Source organism: Gracilimonas sp., from assembly GCF_040218225.1.
Classification (GTDB): Bacteria; Bacteroidota; Rhodothermia; order Balneolales; family Balneolaceae; genus Gracilimonas.
Window position 1 is genome coordinate 871,959 of record NZ_JAVJQO010000008.1, and the last position, 15,445, is coordinate 887,403.

General features: G+C 44.4%; 10 protein-coding genes. 8 read left to right on the plus strand and 2 right to left on the minus strand.

Going from position 1 to position 15,445, the window contains the following annotated elements; all coding sequences use genetic code 11:
• The first annotated feature begins 61 nt into the window (after positions 1-61).
• Complete coding sequence (locus RIB15_RS15200) at positions 62-1,102, plus strand: GMP reductase (RefSeq protein ID WP_350203025.1); 1,041 nt, start codon at positions 62-64, stop codon at positions 1,100-1,102.
• Positions 1,103-1,361: 259 nt separating this feature from the next.
• Here the strand turns inward: RIB15_RS15200 and RIB15_RS15205 are convergent, their stop codons facing one another.
• Positions 1,362-1,841 (minus strand): DinB family protein, encoded by a 480-nt coding sequence (locus tag RIB15_RS15205; RefSeq protein WP_350203026.1) that lies wholly within the window; start codon positions 1,839-1,841, stop codon positions 1,362-1,364.
• A 360-nt stretch (positions 1,842-2,201) separates the two neighbouring features.
• On the opposite strand from RIB15_RS15205, the gene RIB15_RS15210 reads away from it, so the two are divergent.
• The 3 genes from RIB15_RS15210 to RIB15_RS15220 all read left to right on the plus strand — a co-directional run bounded on the left by RIB15_RS15210 (position 2,202) and on the right by RIB15_RS15220 (position 8,386).
• Positions 2,202-2,492 (plus strand): GIY-YIG nuclease family protein, encoded by a 291-nt coding sequence (locus RIB15_RS15210; RefSeq protein ID WP_350203027.1) that lies wholly within the window; start codon positions 2,202-2,204, stop codon positions 2,490-2,492.
• Between the two features lie 317 nt (positions 2,493-2,809).
• Positions 2,810-5,263: a penicillin acylase family protein gene (locus RIB15_RS15215; RefSeq protein WP_350203028.1), complete on the plus strand. Its 2,454-nt coding sequence runs from the start codon at positions 2,810-2,812 to the stop codon at positions 5,261-5,263.
• Positions 5,264-5,548: 285 nt separating this feature from the next.
• Complete coding sequence (locus tag RIB15_RS15220) at positions 5,549-8,386, plus strand: M16 family metallopeptidase (protein ID WP_350203029.1); 2,838 nt, start codon at positions 5,549-5,551, stop codon at positions 8,384-8,386.
• Between the two features lie 85 nt (positions 8,387-8,471).
• On the opposite strand, the gene RIB15_RS15225 is transcribed toward RIB15_RS15220, so the two are convergent.
• Complete coding sequence (locus RIB15_RS15225; protein ID WP_350203030.1) at positions 8,472-9,278, minus strand: M23 family metallopeptidase; 807 nt, start codon at positions 9,276-9,278, stop codon at positions 8,472-8,474.
• A 56-nt stretch (positions 9,279-9,334) separates the two neighbouring features.
• Here RIB15_RS15225 and RIB15_RS15230 point away from each other — a divergent pair, with 56 nt between their 5' ends.
• The 4 genes from RIB15_RS15230 to RIB15_RS15245 all read left to right on the plus strand — a co-directional run bounded on the left by RIB15_RS15230 (position 9,335) and on the right by RIB15_RS15245 (position 15,019).
• A complete protein-coding gene (locus RIB15_RS15230) occupies positions 9,335-9,940 on the plus strand; it encodes an RNA polymerase sigma factor (RefSeq protein WP_350203031.1) in 606 nt (201 codons plus the stop codon).
• Between the two features lie 140 nt (positions 9,941-10,080).
• A complete protein-coding gene (locus RIB15_RS15235) occupies positions 10,081-11,340 on the plus strand; it encodes a hypothetical protein (RefSeq protein ID WP_350203032.1) in 1,260 nt (419 codons plus the stop codon).
• A gap of 77 nt (positions 11,341-11,417) precedes the next feature.
• Complete coding sequence (locus RIB15_RS15240) at positions 11,418-12,380, plus strand: FecR family protein (protein WP_350203033.1); 963 nt, start codon at positions 11,418-11,420, stop codon at positions 12,378-12,380.
• On the plus strand, positions 12,377-15,019 hold the full coding sequence (locus RIB15_RS15245) for a TonB-dependent receptor (RefSeq protein WP_350203034.1): 2,643 nt from the start codon (positions 12,377-12,379) through the stop codon (positions 15,017-15,019). The genes RIB15_RS15240 and RIB15_RS15245 overlap by 4 nt, the downstream gene beginning before the upstream one ends.
• Positions 15,020-15,445 lie beyond the last annotated feature (426 nt).

Sequence of the window (15,445 nt, forward strand, 5' to 3'; positions counted from 1 at the left end):
TCGTCCTGAATTTTATCATCTTTCGTAAGTAACTGTTAGCCTGAAATTTTGAAAAAATATTATGCGCATAGAACTAGATATCAAGCTTGGTTTTAAAAATGTAATGATCCGGCCAAAACGATCTACCCTGAAATCACGGGCAGACGTTTCCCTGGAACGGACTTTTAAATTCCTGCATGCCGAAAAAGACTGGACCGGTGTTCCTGTAATGGCTGCCAACATGGATACAACGGGGACCTTCGAAATGGCGAAAGCTTTGGCTGAATACAAAATGTTTACCGCCATCCACAAGCATTATTCAATTCAGGAATGGAAAGCTTTCTTAAAGTCGGCCGATAAAAATATCACGGAGTATATTGCTGTAAGTACCGGAACCGGGTCTTCAGATATGGATAAGCTGGATACACTTATGGAGGAATTTCCTCAGCTTCGCTTCATTTGCATTGATGTAGCCAACGGTTACTCTGAACACTTCGTAAAGTTCGTGAAAAAAGTACGTGAAAAATATCCCGCAAAAGTAATTATTGCCGGAAACGTGGTAACAGGTGAAATGGTAGAAGAGTTATTGTTAGCCGGAGCTGATATCATAAAAGTTGGGATTGGCCCCGGATCGGTTTGTACAACCCGACTCAAAACCGGTGTAGGTTTTCCTCAGCTGTCTGCTATCATAGAGTGCGCGGATGCTGCTCATGGGCTTGGCGGACAAATTATATCTGATGGGGGCTGTAAATCCCCTGGTGATGTTTCCAAAGCTTTTGGCGGAGGGGCTGACTTCGTAATGCTTGGCGGGATGTTTTCCGGTCATGAGGAAAGCGGTGGAAAACTGATAGAAGAAAATGGCGAAAAATTTAAATCATTCTACGGCATGAGCTCTGAAACCGCTATGGATAAATATGCCGGAGGTGTTGCCGAATACCGGGCCTCAGAAGGGAAGACAGTGAAAGTGCCTTACCGAGGACCAGTGGAAGATACCGTTCAGGATATCTTGGGTGGGGTGCGTTCTACCTGTACCTATGTAGGTGCCAAACAACTAAAAGAGCTGACCAAAAGAACTACCTTCATTCGTGTTCAGGAACAGCTGAATGAGATGTTTTCTGAGTAGGATTAACTTGGTGCTTTTACATGGTAAGCGATGCCGTAAACGACTTACTTCTCCAATGACTGAAATAAAATTGTCATCCTGAGCGAAGAGACTTTTATGCAGGTTTTGCTGATTGTCGCGAAGGATCTCAACGTCAAACATAGCTGATGATTCATGATTTGAGGTCCTTCGTGTTATCTTCCCCAACCCTTCGCTATTCACTACACACTCAGGATGAAAATATTACTCATGAACATCACCCTTTGCTACCCTTTTGACTTCACTCCTTATTCAACAACCGAAATATAATCGCCAGCTGACCAATATGATATGCGTTATGTTCCAGAACCAGTAAGGCTTCACGAAGTAAGGTTTGTCCATCACCGTGGGAAATTTCGGTCTGCAGGTCATTTTTTGGATCCAGAATAAAATTCATCATCTCATCACGTTCGTCAAAGAACTGCTTTTTCAGTTCTTCCCATTCTTCTTCACTTGCAGGAGCCTGCTCCATCGGCCAATAATCATCAGGCCAGGTCATTCGCTCATAATGGCTGTTTCTGCTAAAATCCAGGATATCATACTGAGCAACCCGTAAATGAAAAAACTGTTCGTAAAAAGAATATGGAAGTCCATCCGGGCGCTTTCCCAAATCTTCGAAATCAATTTCATCCAGTAAATCCTCTATTTTTATAAATGCCTGCCCGCCTTCCAGTTGGTGTATTAAATGCTCGCGGGTTACCCGCTCTGAATGCTGTTCCATGAAGTGCTTTGGCTTTTGTTAGGTTTGAATTCATCCCTTAAATACATGTTATGGGAGAATCATTCAAACTGCATTTAATTCGGATTTAGAATCGTGAAGCCGTAAATGACTTGTTTGATTTCTTATCGACTCCTCAAACCAATCAAGCAACAAAAACTGTCCTCCTGAGCGAAGAGATGCCATACAGGTTTAGGTTATAAACGCGAAGGATCTCAACGCCTGACGTCAACGATAAATTACAATTTGATATCCTTTGTGTTCTCCAGCACTACCCTTCGCTACTCACTACTCACTCAGGATGACAATTGAGGGTAGCCGGAAAAATCTGTAAGTAATTCTTTTAAATGTGCTCTAACAAACATGAGTAAATCTTATTATGCATACATATTGAGCAATAGCTCCAGGATGCTTTACACTGGAATGACTAATGATCTGCAGCACAGAGTTTATCAGCACAAGCAAAAGCTGATTGATGGTTTCACTAAGAAATATAACTTACACAAACTGGTCTATTATGCCGAAACAGATGATGTTGGATATGCCATTCAGAGAGAAGAAGAAATCAAGGGTTGGAGTCGAAAGAAGAAAAAGCAATTAATAGATAGTATGAATCCGAAGTGGAATGACCTGGCCAAGGATTGGTATTCATAAATCAGCAACAAATATTGTCATCCTGAGCGAAGAGATGCCATACAGGTTTAGGTTATAAACGCGAAGGATCTCAACGCCTGACGTCAACGATAAATTACAATTTGATATCCTTCGTGTTCTCCAGCACTACCCTTCGCTACTCACTACGCACTCAGGATGACATTGTGAAACTGATTCTTTCATCCCTTGAAGAAAAGTCGTAATGAACCCTTCATCCATACCTCACTCCGACCAACTCCAAATAAAAAATAATGGATTTATATCCCCTTCAGATTGTTTAATTTCCATAACAGTTTCAATTTAATACTTACTACTGCATGAACACTTTTTTAAAGCTGTTGATCTTCTTTTTCATTCTGATCCTGGGCTTTGCCGGCCTGGCTTTCTACTGGACCTTCTACAAACCCCTGCCCGATTATGAAGAAACCATTACCATGAATGGGCTTTCTGAAGAGGTTCAAATTCATTGGGACGCATACGGCGTTCCTCATATCTATGCCCGCAATGTGCAAGATTTATACTATGCGTTAGGCTATGTTCATGCACAAGACCGGCTTTGGCAAATGACACTCACACAGATCGCTGCCGAAGGCCGGTTTGCGGAGTTCTTTGGAAATGATCAGGAGCTTATCAATCTGGATAAATATCAGCGGACGCTCGGCTTCTGGAAAATTGCGCAACAGCTTGTAGATACTCTTGGACAGCAAGAGCGATCTGTATTGAATGCCTATTCAAATGGAGTGAATGCATTTGTAGATGACAACTCAAATCGTTTGCCGGTTGAGTTTTCATTGACCGGAATCCAGCCGCTTGAATGGAATCCCGCCCGTTCACTGGCCGTCAGCCGGCTCATGAGCTGGGAATTGAATATGGGCTGGTGGAGTGAAGTTACCTACGGTTATTTACAGGAAAAACTACCAGCCAACCAGTTTGATCAGCTTCAATTGAGATTCCCTGATACAGCTCCAACCTCATTGGATGATACCGAATCCATGGGCTTTTCTTCAGCGCTGATGCCTATGCTGCAACAGGAAATTAACAAACGTGAACTGCTTGAAATGGAAGGAACTCATGTTGGGAGTAATGCATGGGTGATAGATGGTTCCAAATCAGAATCGGGTTATCCACTTCTTGCCGGTGATCCGCATCTTGGATTGGATATGCCCGGTAAATGGTATGAGGTACACCTGAATCTGAATGGAAAGAACGTATCGGGTGCTACCCTTGCCGGAGTGCCGGCTATAATCATTGGCCAAAACGATCGGATGGCATGGTCATTTACCAGTATCATGAGTGATGACACTGACTTCTTTCTCGAGCAAGTAGATCCACAGGATCGTGGCCGATATGTAGCCGATTCTCTAAACGACTCCACTGCTTCTTACCAACAGTTCAATAAAATTCGGGAGATTATAAAAGTTAAAGACGGTGATGACCAGTCTTTTGAAATTCGCTACACCAAACACGGACCGGTCATTTCTGACATCTATCCGGTTCAGGCTTTGACGGAAGATAAAGTTATAACCATGCAGTGGACGGGCTATGAAATGAGTAACGAGATGCGGACGCTGTATCAAATCAACTGGGCAGATAATTTTCAGGATTTCAAGGACGCCCTCCCAACTTTTGGTGTGCCGGGTTTGAACCTGATGTATGGTGATGTAGAAGGCAACATCGCAATGTATTCGGTGGCCAAACTTCCTATCCGAACCGGCGACCCGATTACCTTGAGACGAGGCTGGGACCCATCACAGGACTGGCAGGGCTTTATTCCTCATGAACAAATGCCCCGGCTAATTAATCCGGAAGATGGCTGGATTGCCAATGCCAACAATAAAATCACTACCGACAGTTACCCTTATTATATTGCCACATTCTGGGAGCCCCCTTCAAGGATTGAACGCATTGAACAAATTCTGACTTCAGATTCCACTTTGGGATACGACCAATTTCAGCAGCTACAAAACGATTCTTACTCTGCCTTTGCAGCCAAACTGACGCCAAAGATCCTCGAGATCATTAAGGGGCAGGATGCATATAATTTTGACCTTCCCATTTCCTACCTGGAGAACTGGAACTATCAGTACGATTTGAAATCAACCGCCGCTTCTATTTTTGACGTTTTCTTTGTGAACTTTACACAAAACACGCTTAAGGATGACTTCGGCGATGTAGCCTACTCCAATTTCATTCATCATGAGAATATCCCGGTCCGGACTATGTCATCGCTCATAGATACAGAAAGTTCTTTATTCGATAATCTGGCTACCGACTCCGTTGAGACCAAAGAAGATATGGTGGTAAAAAGCATGCAGGATGCCATTCTGTTTTTAAGTGATTCTCTGGGCAGTGAACCATTTGAATGGAGATGGGAGCAGCTTCATACACTCAGGCTGGAACCGCCACTCTTATCTCAGGCAGCCAAAGACCCGGAAGCACCAAAAGCATTGAAACTCATTGTGGATAACGTACTCAGTAAAGGTCCATATAAAGTCCCCAGCCACGGTATGAGCGTAAATAATGGTCAATATCGCTGGAATAATGCTTTTGAAATGATACTTGGGCCTTCCATACGTCGTATTTCTGATTTATCTGATATGAGCAAGAGCAAAAGCATCCTGCCTACCGGACAATCCGGGAATCCGTTATCAGACCATTATGGCGACCAAACCGATCTGTGGCTCGATGGTCAGTACAGATGGCTTTACCAGGATTCAACCCTTTTTGAAGAGGTGGAAATCCGAACGATGCGATTGGTGCCGGTGGAGTAAATCTGTATAATTGTTTTTCTCCATCATCTCTTATAAATGATGCCGTAAACGACTCGCTTGCTTACCGGAATGCACCCAATCATCAAACACCATCTTCCCATCTGCAACCCTCTCTTCCGGTAAACAAGCGAAGGGTTTCAGCCCTTCGTGAAGTGTGATGGGGCGCATATGTTTGCACCCTCGCTGCATTCACCAATTTTAACAAATCCATCCGCAACAAGAATATTTACAGCAGCGTATTTCCCCACCACGTATATTCCGACTTAACCAAACTCAACACATCCCATGAAGCCACGCATTCTCTATCTTTTCTCCACACTTTTACTCACTTCTTTTCTCGCCATATCTTGTGTACAAAAGCAAAATGAGTTCTCTGTTGACTATGAAAAATTCACGCTAGACAATGGTCTGGAAGTTATCTTTCATAAAGACAATTCCGACCCTGTTGTTGCGGTAGCACTGACTTTCCACGTCGGTTCAGCCCGTGAAATTGAAGGGCGCACCGGTTTTGCCCACCTATTCGAGCATCTGCTGTTTCTGGAATCCGAGAACCTTGGCAAAGGCGGGTTGGATAAAATGAGCAGCCGAATCGGAGGTTCAGGAGCAAACGGCTCAACCAGTCGTGACCGAACTAATTATTTCCAGACAGTTCCTAAAGATGCCCTGGAAAAAATGATTTGGGCCGAAGCTGATAAACTGGGCTTTTTCATTAATACCGTAACCGAAGCGGTACTCGCCAAGGAGAAGCAGGTGGTCAAGAATGAGAAGCGCCAGGGAGTGGATAATGCGCCTTATGGTCATGCCAATTACGTGGTTGGCAAGAATATGTATCCAAAAGAACACCCATACAACTGGCAGGTTATTGGTTCTCTGGAGGACCTCCAGAATGCCACTCTTCAGGATGTAAAAGACTTCTACAATCGCTGGTATGTTCCAAATAATGCCACTTTAGTACTTGCCGGTGATTTTGATTCTGATCAGGCCAAGGAATGGATCCACAAGTATTTTGATGAAATTCCCCGTGGCGAAGAAATTGAACCGCTACCGGATATGCCAGCATCTTTGGATCAAACCAAGAAAAAATATTATGAAGATAATTTCGCCCGTTTGCCTGAATTACGAATGGTTTGGCCGGGTGTCGATTTATATCATGAAGATGCATACGCACTGGACATCCTCACCGAACTTCTGGCTGATGGGAAAAAAGCGCCGTTTTATAAAGTGTTGGTTGAAGAGCAGGAATTGACTTCCAATGTGTTCATGAACAGCGGAAATTCTGAATTGGCTGGTGAAATTTCGTTCATCACCCGTGCATATCCGAATACGGACCTGAATGACGTTGCCGGAGCCGTAAACGAGGCTTTTATGTTGTTTGAGCAAGAAGGATTTACACAAGCTGACCTTGATCGCATCAAAGCGGGCATCGAAACCGATTTCTATAATGGTCTTTCAAGTGTGCTTGGAAAGGCATTTCAGCTGGCTCAGTACAACATCTTTGCAGATAACCCCGGTTATATCAACAAAGACATCCAGAAAACGCTGGCTGTGACTAAAGAAGATGTAATGCGGGTATATCAGAAATACATCAAAGGCCAGCATTTCGTAGCCACCAGCTTTGTACCACAGGGCCAGGAAGAACTGGCGCTGAAAGGATCTGAACTGGCTGAAGTAGTCGAAGAAGAGATTGTTCAAAATGGAGAAGGCGAAAGCTTTACCCTTCCCGAGGAAACAGCTTATGAAAAAACGCCATCCAGCTTTGACCGTTCTGTGGAACCTCCCTATGGTGAAAGTCCGGATTTGAAAGTACCTGAAGTTTGGGAAACGGAGCTTTCGAATGGACTGGATGTATATGGAATTGAAAACTACGAGCTGCCTTTGGTTGAATTTGAGATCACCATTAAAGGCGGATTGATGCTGGAAAATCCAGATAAAACCGGTGTAGCCAATTTGGTTGCAGAACTCTTAACCAAAGGAACTGCCAATAAAACCCCGGAAGAACTGGAACAAGCCATCGATGAGCTGGGCGCAAGCATAAATATAAACTCAGGCCGTCAATCTATTACCATCAGGGGGAACTCACTTGCTCGTTATTACGATGAAACCCTTAAGCTGGTAGAGGAAATGCTGCTGGAACCCCGCTGGGATGAACGCGAGTTTGATCTGGCTAAACAGAGCACGATGAGTCAGATTGCTCAGCAAAGTGCCAATCCAAATAGTATTGCCACCAACACCTTCAATAAATTACTGTATGGTGAAGATCATATTTTATCCTTCAACCCTATCGGTACTACAAACAGTATCGAAGCAATAACGCTGGATGACCTGAAATCCTATTATGAAAATTACTTGTCTCCTTCCGTAGCTGATATGCATGTGGTTGGAGCTATTGATCAGGGTGAAGTTGTAGCCTCGCTCAAAAGCATTAACGAGCGATGGGAATCAAAAGAGGTTGAAATCCCTGAATCTGAATCGCCGGAATCTCCTTCCGCTTCAAAAGTATATTTCTATGATGTACCGGATGCCAAACAATCCGTTTTGCGATTTGGTTATCTGGCCATGCCTGAAACCCATCCCGACTTCTATCCGGCTGAAGTAATGAACTACAAGCTTGGTGGCGGTGGTTTTGCTTCCCGTTTCACTCAGGAACTCAGAGAAGGTAAAGGCTACACCTATGGAATTGGCTCCGGATTTTCCGGTTCTGATATCGCCGGTCCGTTTATGATTTCAAGTGGTGTACGAACCAATGTGACATATGAATCAGCGGCTCTGGTCAAAGAAATTCTGGAAAATTATCCCGACACTTTCACCGAAGAAGATCTTGAAAACACCAAGAGCTTCCTGCTGAAAAGTAATGCCCGCCGGTTTGAAACCTTAGGCGCCAAACTGAATATGCTGGAAAATATCAGTGCTTATGGCTGGTCACCTGACTACATCAAGCAGCGCGAAGAAATCGTTAAGAATATGACCCAAGAGCGTATCCGGGAGCTGGCCGAAACCTATGCTAATCCGGATAAAATGATCTGGCTGGTGGTGGGCGATGCCAAAACACAAATGGATCGTTTAGAACAACTTGGCTTTGGAGAACCTGTGTTGGTTAACGAATCCTTCAAAGAAGGCAATTAGGAATAAGTAGTGAGTTATGAGGACTGAGTAAAATGGTTAAGTCAAAATCTCATAACCCGTAACTCACTACTCATAACTAACCAAATCAATAACCGATATAACTCTGGCCTTCTTTTAGTTCAATAATGCCATCTTTGGTGGTGAATTTCACCGGTATCGAAATAAAACCACCACCTCTTTTGGCTTTTTTGACCGTAAAATGAAGGTGCGGACCGGTAGCATATCCTGTAGCGCCGGAATACCCGATAAGCTGGCCTGTTCTCACTTCCTGGCCCAAACGAACTTCAACGCCCTGATGTCTCAAATGTGAGTAATCGGCAAAAGTGCCGTCATCATGCAAAATGGTGATGAAGTTAGCGTACTCCATCATGTCTTCTGTACCTCCTCCCCGATTATGCTCCTCCTCCATCATCACGACCTTACCGCTGCGTGCTGCATAGATTCTTGTGCCCTTTGGCATGTTGAAGTCCAGCGCATGCTGCAAATCCCCATAATGAGAAAACGATCCTCCAAATCCCTGATCTACTTTATAGGTCTCTCCCACAGGAAATGGCAGCCGATAAGCAAATGAATCATTATGACGGGCAAAAATGCTACCCACATAATACCGGTATTTGGTGCTGAGATCCCATCCCTGGCTAAGGTCGGTATATTTGAAACTTACCAAAAGCTGGTTGCTCTGAGGCGGAATAAAGTCAATTACCGGGAGTCTTTTGTTCTCCTCCAGTCTCTCTGTTTCTGCATCCAGTTCAATCGTCACAGGAAATAAATGCGTATTCCTTGCGTGCAATTCAATATGCTCTTCCTTTTCTACCCTGTAAACTTCAACCGATCCTTCGTCCTGAGCTAAAAATCCTATACTCAACAATAATATGAACCAAAATGACTTCATCTGATTTCTTATTCTAAGGTATTTTATTGAAATTCGGTCCTAATTAAATTTCATCTATGGATCTATCCATTATTCACTTACTGCTGCTTCTGGGTACTTCGCTCGACGGGGAGTCTAACGAAACGCAGATTTATTTAAAAATTAAAAACGGTGATCAAAAAGCATTTAAAAAATTTTTTGATGCCCATCATAGTGAATTGTTTCGATATTTATCTGCCCGAGGTGTTGCAAAAGAAGCCGCTGAAGACCTGATCCAGAAAGCCTTTGTGTATATTTGGGAGAACCGCTCTTCAATTGAAGAACATAAATCATTGCGGGCTTATCTTTTCCGAATTGCCTATACGCGAATGCTCAACTTGTTTCGTGATAACGAGAAATTCGATCAGAATAAAGAAGTTCAGGATTTGGACTACAGTGACTCCGGCAACCGTCCTGATCAGAATATTCATCAGGAAGAATTAAACAGAACCATTGAACAGGCCATTTCCGCAATGCCCGAAAAGCGACAACATGTATTCAGGCTCTGTTTTCTGCAGGAATTCACTTATAAAGAAGCCGCAGAGTTTCTGGATGTATCCGTCAAAACCATCGAAAACCATATGGGGCTGGCCCTTAAAGATCTCCGCTCCTCGCTTTCTGAAGCTGCAAAAGATTATCTATAAGTCAATTTCCATCTGATTCTCAGGTAAATATAACAGGACTTTTTCTTGCATGAATTCTGTGGAAATTTATTTACTATGTGATTAGGGGAACTTTGAATCTGATGTGTACTAGTAGTGAACACATAATTAATTGAATCATTATGAAATCACTATTCAATAAAATTCCTAAAAAAATACTTCCGCTCGTAGTACTGGCAGCCATGCTCTCTGCCTGTACCCTGGACGATATCTCCGACGATATCAACAATCAGGAACTGACAGCAGAAGAAATAGAAGCCGCCAGCCAGATTATGGGTCAGGCCCTTTCTGATGATAATGACGGCGTTTTCTCCAGCCTGAACGATGCACTTACCAATGTTTCATCCTCAGGATTCGGATCCGACAACCAAATGAAAGGTTACCAGGATCATGATGATGACGACCATTCTGGCCGCGGAAGAGAAAGCAACTATCAGTATGAGTATGATCCGGAAACGGGAACGCATACCATCAGTTTTGACCGGGAAGTGAACAACCCGAATTTCCAGAAAAGCCTTTCTGCTGTGCTAACCTATGTATTCACCGATTTGAACGGAGAGTATATTGCAGCTCCAAGAATGAATCGTGAGCGCATTGAAAACATCGATTTCACTTCCGATAAAACAGGAACTACTCAAAATCGATTCAAGAGTTCTGAATTTAGTCGTGCAGATACTTTTTCAATAACCGGTGTCAGCAGTGCCAGCTCCATTCTCACCATTGATGGAAACCATTATGGCAATGGCTCTATTGACGGGGTAACCAGAGAAGGTGATACGTTCGAACGTTCTTTCGTGAACGAGATCAATTTCCTGGATATTCAGGTGAATAAAGATACCGTAGCCGCTTACGGTTCACTCACACAAGGTGTAACCGGAACGCTGACCTATGAACTGAACCTATTCAGAAGCAGTAATGGAGAAGGTTCCTCCAAAACCATTTCCGGGACTATTGAAATGGACGGTGACGGAACAGCCCTTCTTCGCTTTGCGAATATTAACCGCTTGTTCAAAGTAAATCTGCGTACTGGTTTTGTGAGCGATAATGAGATTGACATTGAATCTTCTGTCGTGGCTGTAGATACCCTGAATCAAACCGTAACCCTCAGAAACGATATTCTGGTTCAGGTCTCTGATCGTACAGAAATCGAAGGTGATGACGGACTGGATTCGCTGGAAGCTGTAGCAAGAGCCCTGGAAGCCGGAATAGGTGTTACTGCTGAAGTGGAAGGATACCGAAATCCGAATAACCGCTCTGAATTTATCGCTGAAGAAATCGAGTTCGAACTTTCAGAAGATGATGGAGATGGAGACGATGATGATGACGATAACGACGGTGGAGACGATGATAGTGATGATGACGACGATGATGACAATGACTAACCCAAACTAATCTTCAAACATTACCGGGCAGACTTTTGAACGGGTCTGCCTGGTTTTTCCTTAGACCAATAATTTTAATGGCTGACAATCAAAACATATCACCGGACGATCAAGACCTTCAGCTGGCGCGTCAAATTGGCGAGGCTTTGCCGAATCTCAGTGTCCTGAAAAGTTCTTCAGATCCTTTGTTGGGCAGGCTTTTTGAGTATAAAGACTCTGTAGGAAAGTCCGAAACAGCCATCAGCTCTGAATCTATCTGGGATTCCATTCAAACCGAAATTAATGAAAACACTGGTTCAGCACGAATTCTCAAATTATCCCCGGCCATCCGAAGATATGCGGTAGCCGCGGCCTTAGTCATCGCAGCATTTGCAGGAAGCTATCTGTACCAAAACCTGACCGCTCCTGTTTTGATTGGGGAAAGTTTAGCGACAGCTGAAACCATTTCACTGCCCGATGGCTCATCAGTCACCCTTCGCCCCCATTCGAAATTATACGAGATGGATATTTCTGAACAAACAGCCGGGTACAAACTGACTGGTGAAGGCTTTTTTGAAGTAACCACAAATCCGGACCGGATATTTTCGGTAAAAACAGGCCAATCAGAAGTACAGGTACTGGGAACCAAATTTATACTGAGTGACTGGGGCAACGCCTCCACCGTATACCTTCAGGAAGGACGCATTCAATATACTTCCCTGAATAGCCGGCAGTCGGTAGAACTTGCTCCGGGACAATCATCTACCGTGAATGAAACTACAGAAACCCCGCAGATAGCTAATACAGATGAGACATCATTTACCGACTGGCTGAATAATGAACTGATATTCCAAAATGAAGCCGTAAAACAGGTGTTCAGTGAACTGGAGCAGCATTTCAATATCCATATTCAGGCTGAGCCCGGAATTCTTCAGGAAAACCTGAGCGGTTCTGTTCAGCTGACTGATCTGCCTTCTGTACTTAGCGATCTTGAGCTGGTATTGGGTGGAACCTTCACACAAACCGGTCAAGATTCATATGTCTTTAAATCAAATTCATGATGAGAGAGAAATGGCTGATCATATTTTTCGGGGCGATCATTTGCCTTGTTTTACCCCGCTTTGTCAGTGCACAATATGACTTTGATCAGACTCCGGTACTTGAAATTATTGATGCTATTGAATCCGAAGACCAATACCGATTTCTGTACCGGGAATCTCAACTTGCTGGTATCAGCTTAAGCTTTTCGGCCTCTTCTGAATCTATAATCGACTCACTGCGGGCCGGACTTTCCCGCTTCAACATCGCCGTTGAAGCCGATACCTCCAGAAAGCAAATCATCCTGTATAAGCAGTCAACATCCTCAGCTGCACAATTTTCTGTATCGGGACAGGTAGTAGATGCCGAAACCGGCGAGCGCCTACCCTACGCTACCGTTTACTTTGAAAAGAACGGAACTAAAAAAGGCGTAGCTACCAATGCCTCCGGTGTTTTCAGCATTAAGGAAACCTTATCCGGGAAATCGGTTATCCTGAATTGCTCCTATCTTGGATATGAAAACAACCAGATTCAGCTTAATCTGAATGAGCATACATCGTTCAAGGATCTGACTATCCGGCTCATGCCAACCGCTGTTCAGGCAAACGATATCATTGTAACCGGGTTTACCTACCCGTCAGGCTCCGACAGCATCTACCGCAATTTTGTAAACGCCGGCGTGCTGAATCCTCTGGGAGAAAACAATACCACCAAAGCCTTACAGGCCCTTCCCTCCGTCACCAATGGAACCGCGCTTAATAATGGAATCAATGTACGGGGCAGTTCAGCTGATGCCACACACATCCTGCTGGATGGCATTACGATTTACAATCAAAGTCATCTTTTCGGGCTGCTGGATAGTTTCAACCCAAGCGCACTTCAAACCTCCGGTTTTTTCTATGACGTGACGCCCGCACAGTTTCAGTCCTCGCCCGGCGGAACCATAGCCATGCTCACCAAAACCGGCTCATTGAATGATTTTGGCGCTTCAGCCGGACTCAGCAATACTGCCTTTAACGCCACTCTTCAGGGTCCTATTGTTCCGGGTAAAAGCAGCTGGCTGTTTTCCGGACGCACGTCCTATATGAATGCCCTGAATTGGTTTCAGAATGATGAACTGATTGCTTTTGGACTGAACATCGACCGGCCCAGCAATCTCTCCGGCGATAACATCACCAATCTGGAATCGCGACTGGTTTTTCCGGGGGAATATGACGCTGCTTTCTTTGATCTTCATGGAAAAATGTATGTTGAATTTGAAAACGGAAGCCGACTGATCGCCGGTGCTTATTATGGAGCCGATGATGTGAGCCAGAATGCTGAGCGACTCGTGCGCCGGTTCACCCCCAACAATCCCGGACAGCGTTTTGCCCGGGAAGAAGTAAAAACCCTTAATGAGTGGGGAAATTTTAGTTCCAGTTTGTCCTATAAATCTCCGGTTTCTGGCCGGCTCTACAGCAGCTCGATGGCGGCGGTCAGCATCTATAACTCCGAATTCAGCAAAGATGATTTTGTCTATAACCGCGTGCAACAAAACGGTGCAAACATAGAAGTATTTACCTTTCCGCTTCAAAACGAAAGCATTTTCAACGAAGTAAAACTGGATCAATCTTTCGATCTGGTGCTGCCCAACACCCAATGGACATTCGGAGCATCGTACCAGTATTTTCTGGGGGAATATTTCGAAGAATCTTTTGACCGTCCCGGATTCCTGACCTCTTTCGAATCCAGCCTGGCCGACCTTTATGCCCAGCTTGATGTTACCTCTCTGGATATTGTGGATGTCCATCTCGGTTCACGGTTGCATTACTATACAGATGGTGATTACCTGTACTATTCCCCACGGGTAAAACTGAAATTCTTTAACGAGCGTGATGTTTCTTTAGGACTGGGATACAGCCGGAATTACCAGTTTACGCACCGGCTGGCGTTTTACAATATCAGCAGTCCGGATGTCTGGATTCTCAGTTCGGAGGAGCAGCCGCCAACGGCTTCAGATTACTTTACTGCGGGCGTTTATTTCAGGCTTCTGAACAACACGTTGTTCCAGGTGGAAGGCTATCATAAGTCGCTGGATAACGCCCGGTTATTTGACATTAACGCTCAAACACTGATCAACAGCTTTAATGCCCCGCCCTGGTTTTATGACAACGACGGTACGGCTAAAGGACTTGAGTTTTTGCTGAAGAACCGTTTTCAGAAGTGGACGCTAACCCACTCTTATACCCTTTCGGAAGCCACTTTTCAAAATCCAAATCTGCTGGGTGGAGAAGAATTCCATGCCGAATGGGACCGGACGCACAGCTTCAATTCAACCATTGAATACCGGGTTATTCCCAACCTGAAAACCTTTTTCAGCCTGACCGTTGCTTCCGGAACACCAAACCGATTGTACTTTTTACAGGTGGAAGATCAGCAGCGACTGGATGATTACCGTCGTGTTGATATCGGTTTTGAATATGATATGGAACTGGACGGAACCCAGGTAGAAATCGGGGCTTCGGTTTTCAACCTGCTGGACCATCAGAATACCTGGTACCGCGAACTGGATTTAGTGATCGACACTTCTGTACCGGCCTCGCAGCGTCGACTCAGCTCACAAGCCGTGAACGTCTATGATTTAGGCATCCAGCCTTCGTTTAATGTGATGGTTAGATTTTAGTGGTTAACAGTCATCCTGAACCCGTTGCTGATATGCCCCGGAACCACAAACATGAGATACTTCGCTCCGCTCAGTATGACAGGGTTATTGGGAAACAATCTTAAGCCGCCAACTGCGGCTTACTTGTTATATAGTAATAGCACTGTCATCCTGAACGAAATGTAGCGTAGCGCAATGCAGTGAAGGATCTCCCTTTCCTTACTAATGTGCTTTATTATGCCCAATGCAAAAACCACAAAGCTTGCCATCTACAAGGATGATAATGGGGAAAAAACAAAGTCATCCTGAGGATACTTCCGAAGAACTCTGGCCATGATGCTCACCAGACAATTCCCGGCACAGCCCCTTTTCATACTCGTTGTCATCCCGAGTGTACTATAGCTTGACAGGATTCTAAACTACATCACGAGGGATTTCAAAGGTTAA

Coding starts and splice junctions, on each gene's coding strand:
- RIB15_RS15205 (WP_350203026.1), bottom strand. CDS start 1,841: ATGGAACAGCATTCAGAGCGGGTAACCCGCGAGCATTTAATACACCAA.
- RIB15_RS15220 (WP_350203029.1), top strand. CDS start 5,549: ATGAAGCCACGCATTCTCTATCTTTTCTCCACACTTTTACTCACTTCT.
- RIB15_RS15240 (WP_350203033.1), top strand. CDS start 11,418: ATGGCTGACAATCAAAACATATCACCGGACGATCAAGACCTTCAGCTG.
- RIB15_RS15200 (WP_350203025.1), top strand. CDS start 62: ATGCGCATAGAACTAGATATCAAGCTTGGTTTTAAAAATGTAATGATC.
- RIB15_RS15245 (WP_350203034.1), top strand. CDS start 12,377: ATGATGAGAGAGAAATGGCTGATCATATTTTTCGGGGCGATCATTTGC.
- RIB15_RS15210 (WP_350203027.1), top strand. CDS start 2,202: ATGAGTAAATCTTATTATGCATACATATTGAGCAATAGCTCCAGGATG.
- RIB15_RS15225 (WP_350203030.1), bottom strand. CDS start 9,278: ATGAAGTCATTTTGGTTCATATTATTGTTGAGTATAGGATTTTTAGCT.
- RIB15_RS15215 (WP_350203028.1), top strand. CDS start 2,810: ATGAACACTTTTTTAAAGCTGTTGATCTTCTTTTTCATTCTGATCCTG.
- RIB15_RS15235 (WP_350203032.1), top strand. CDS start 10,081: ATGAAATCACTATTCAATAAAATTCCTAAAAAAATACTTCCGCTCGTA.
- RIB15_RS15230 (WP_350203031.1), top strand. CDS start 9,335: ATGGATCTATCCATTATTCACTTACTGCTGCTTCTGGGTACTTCGCTC.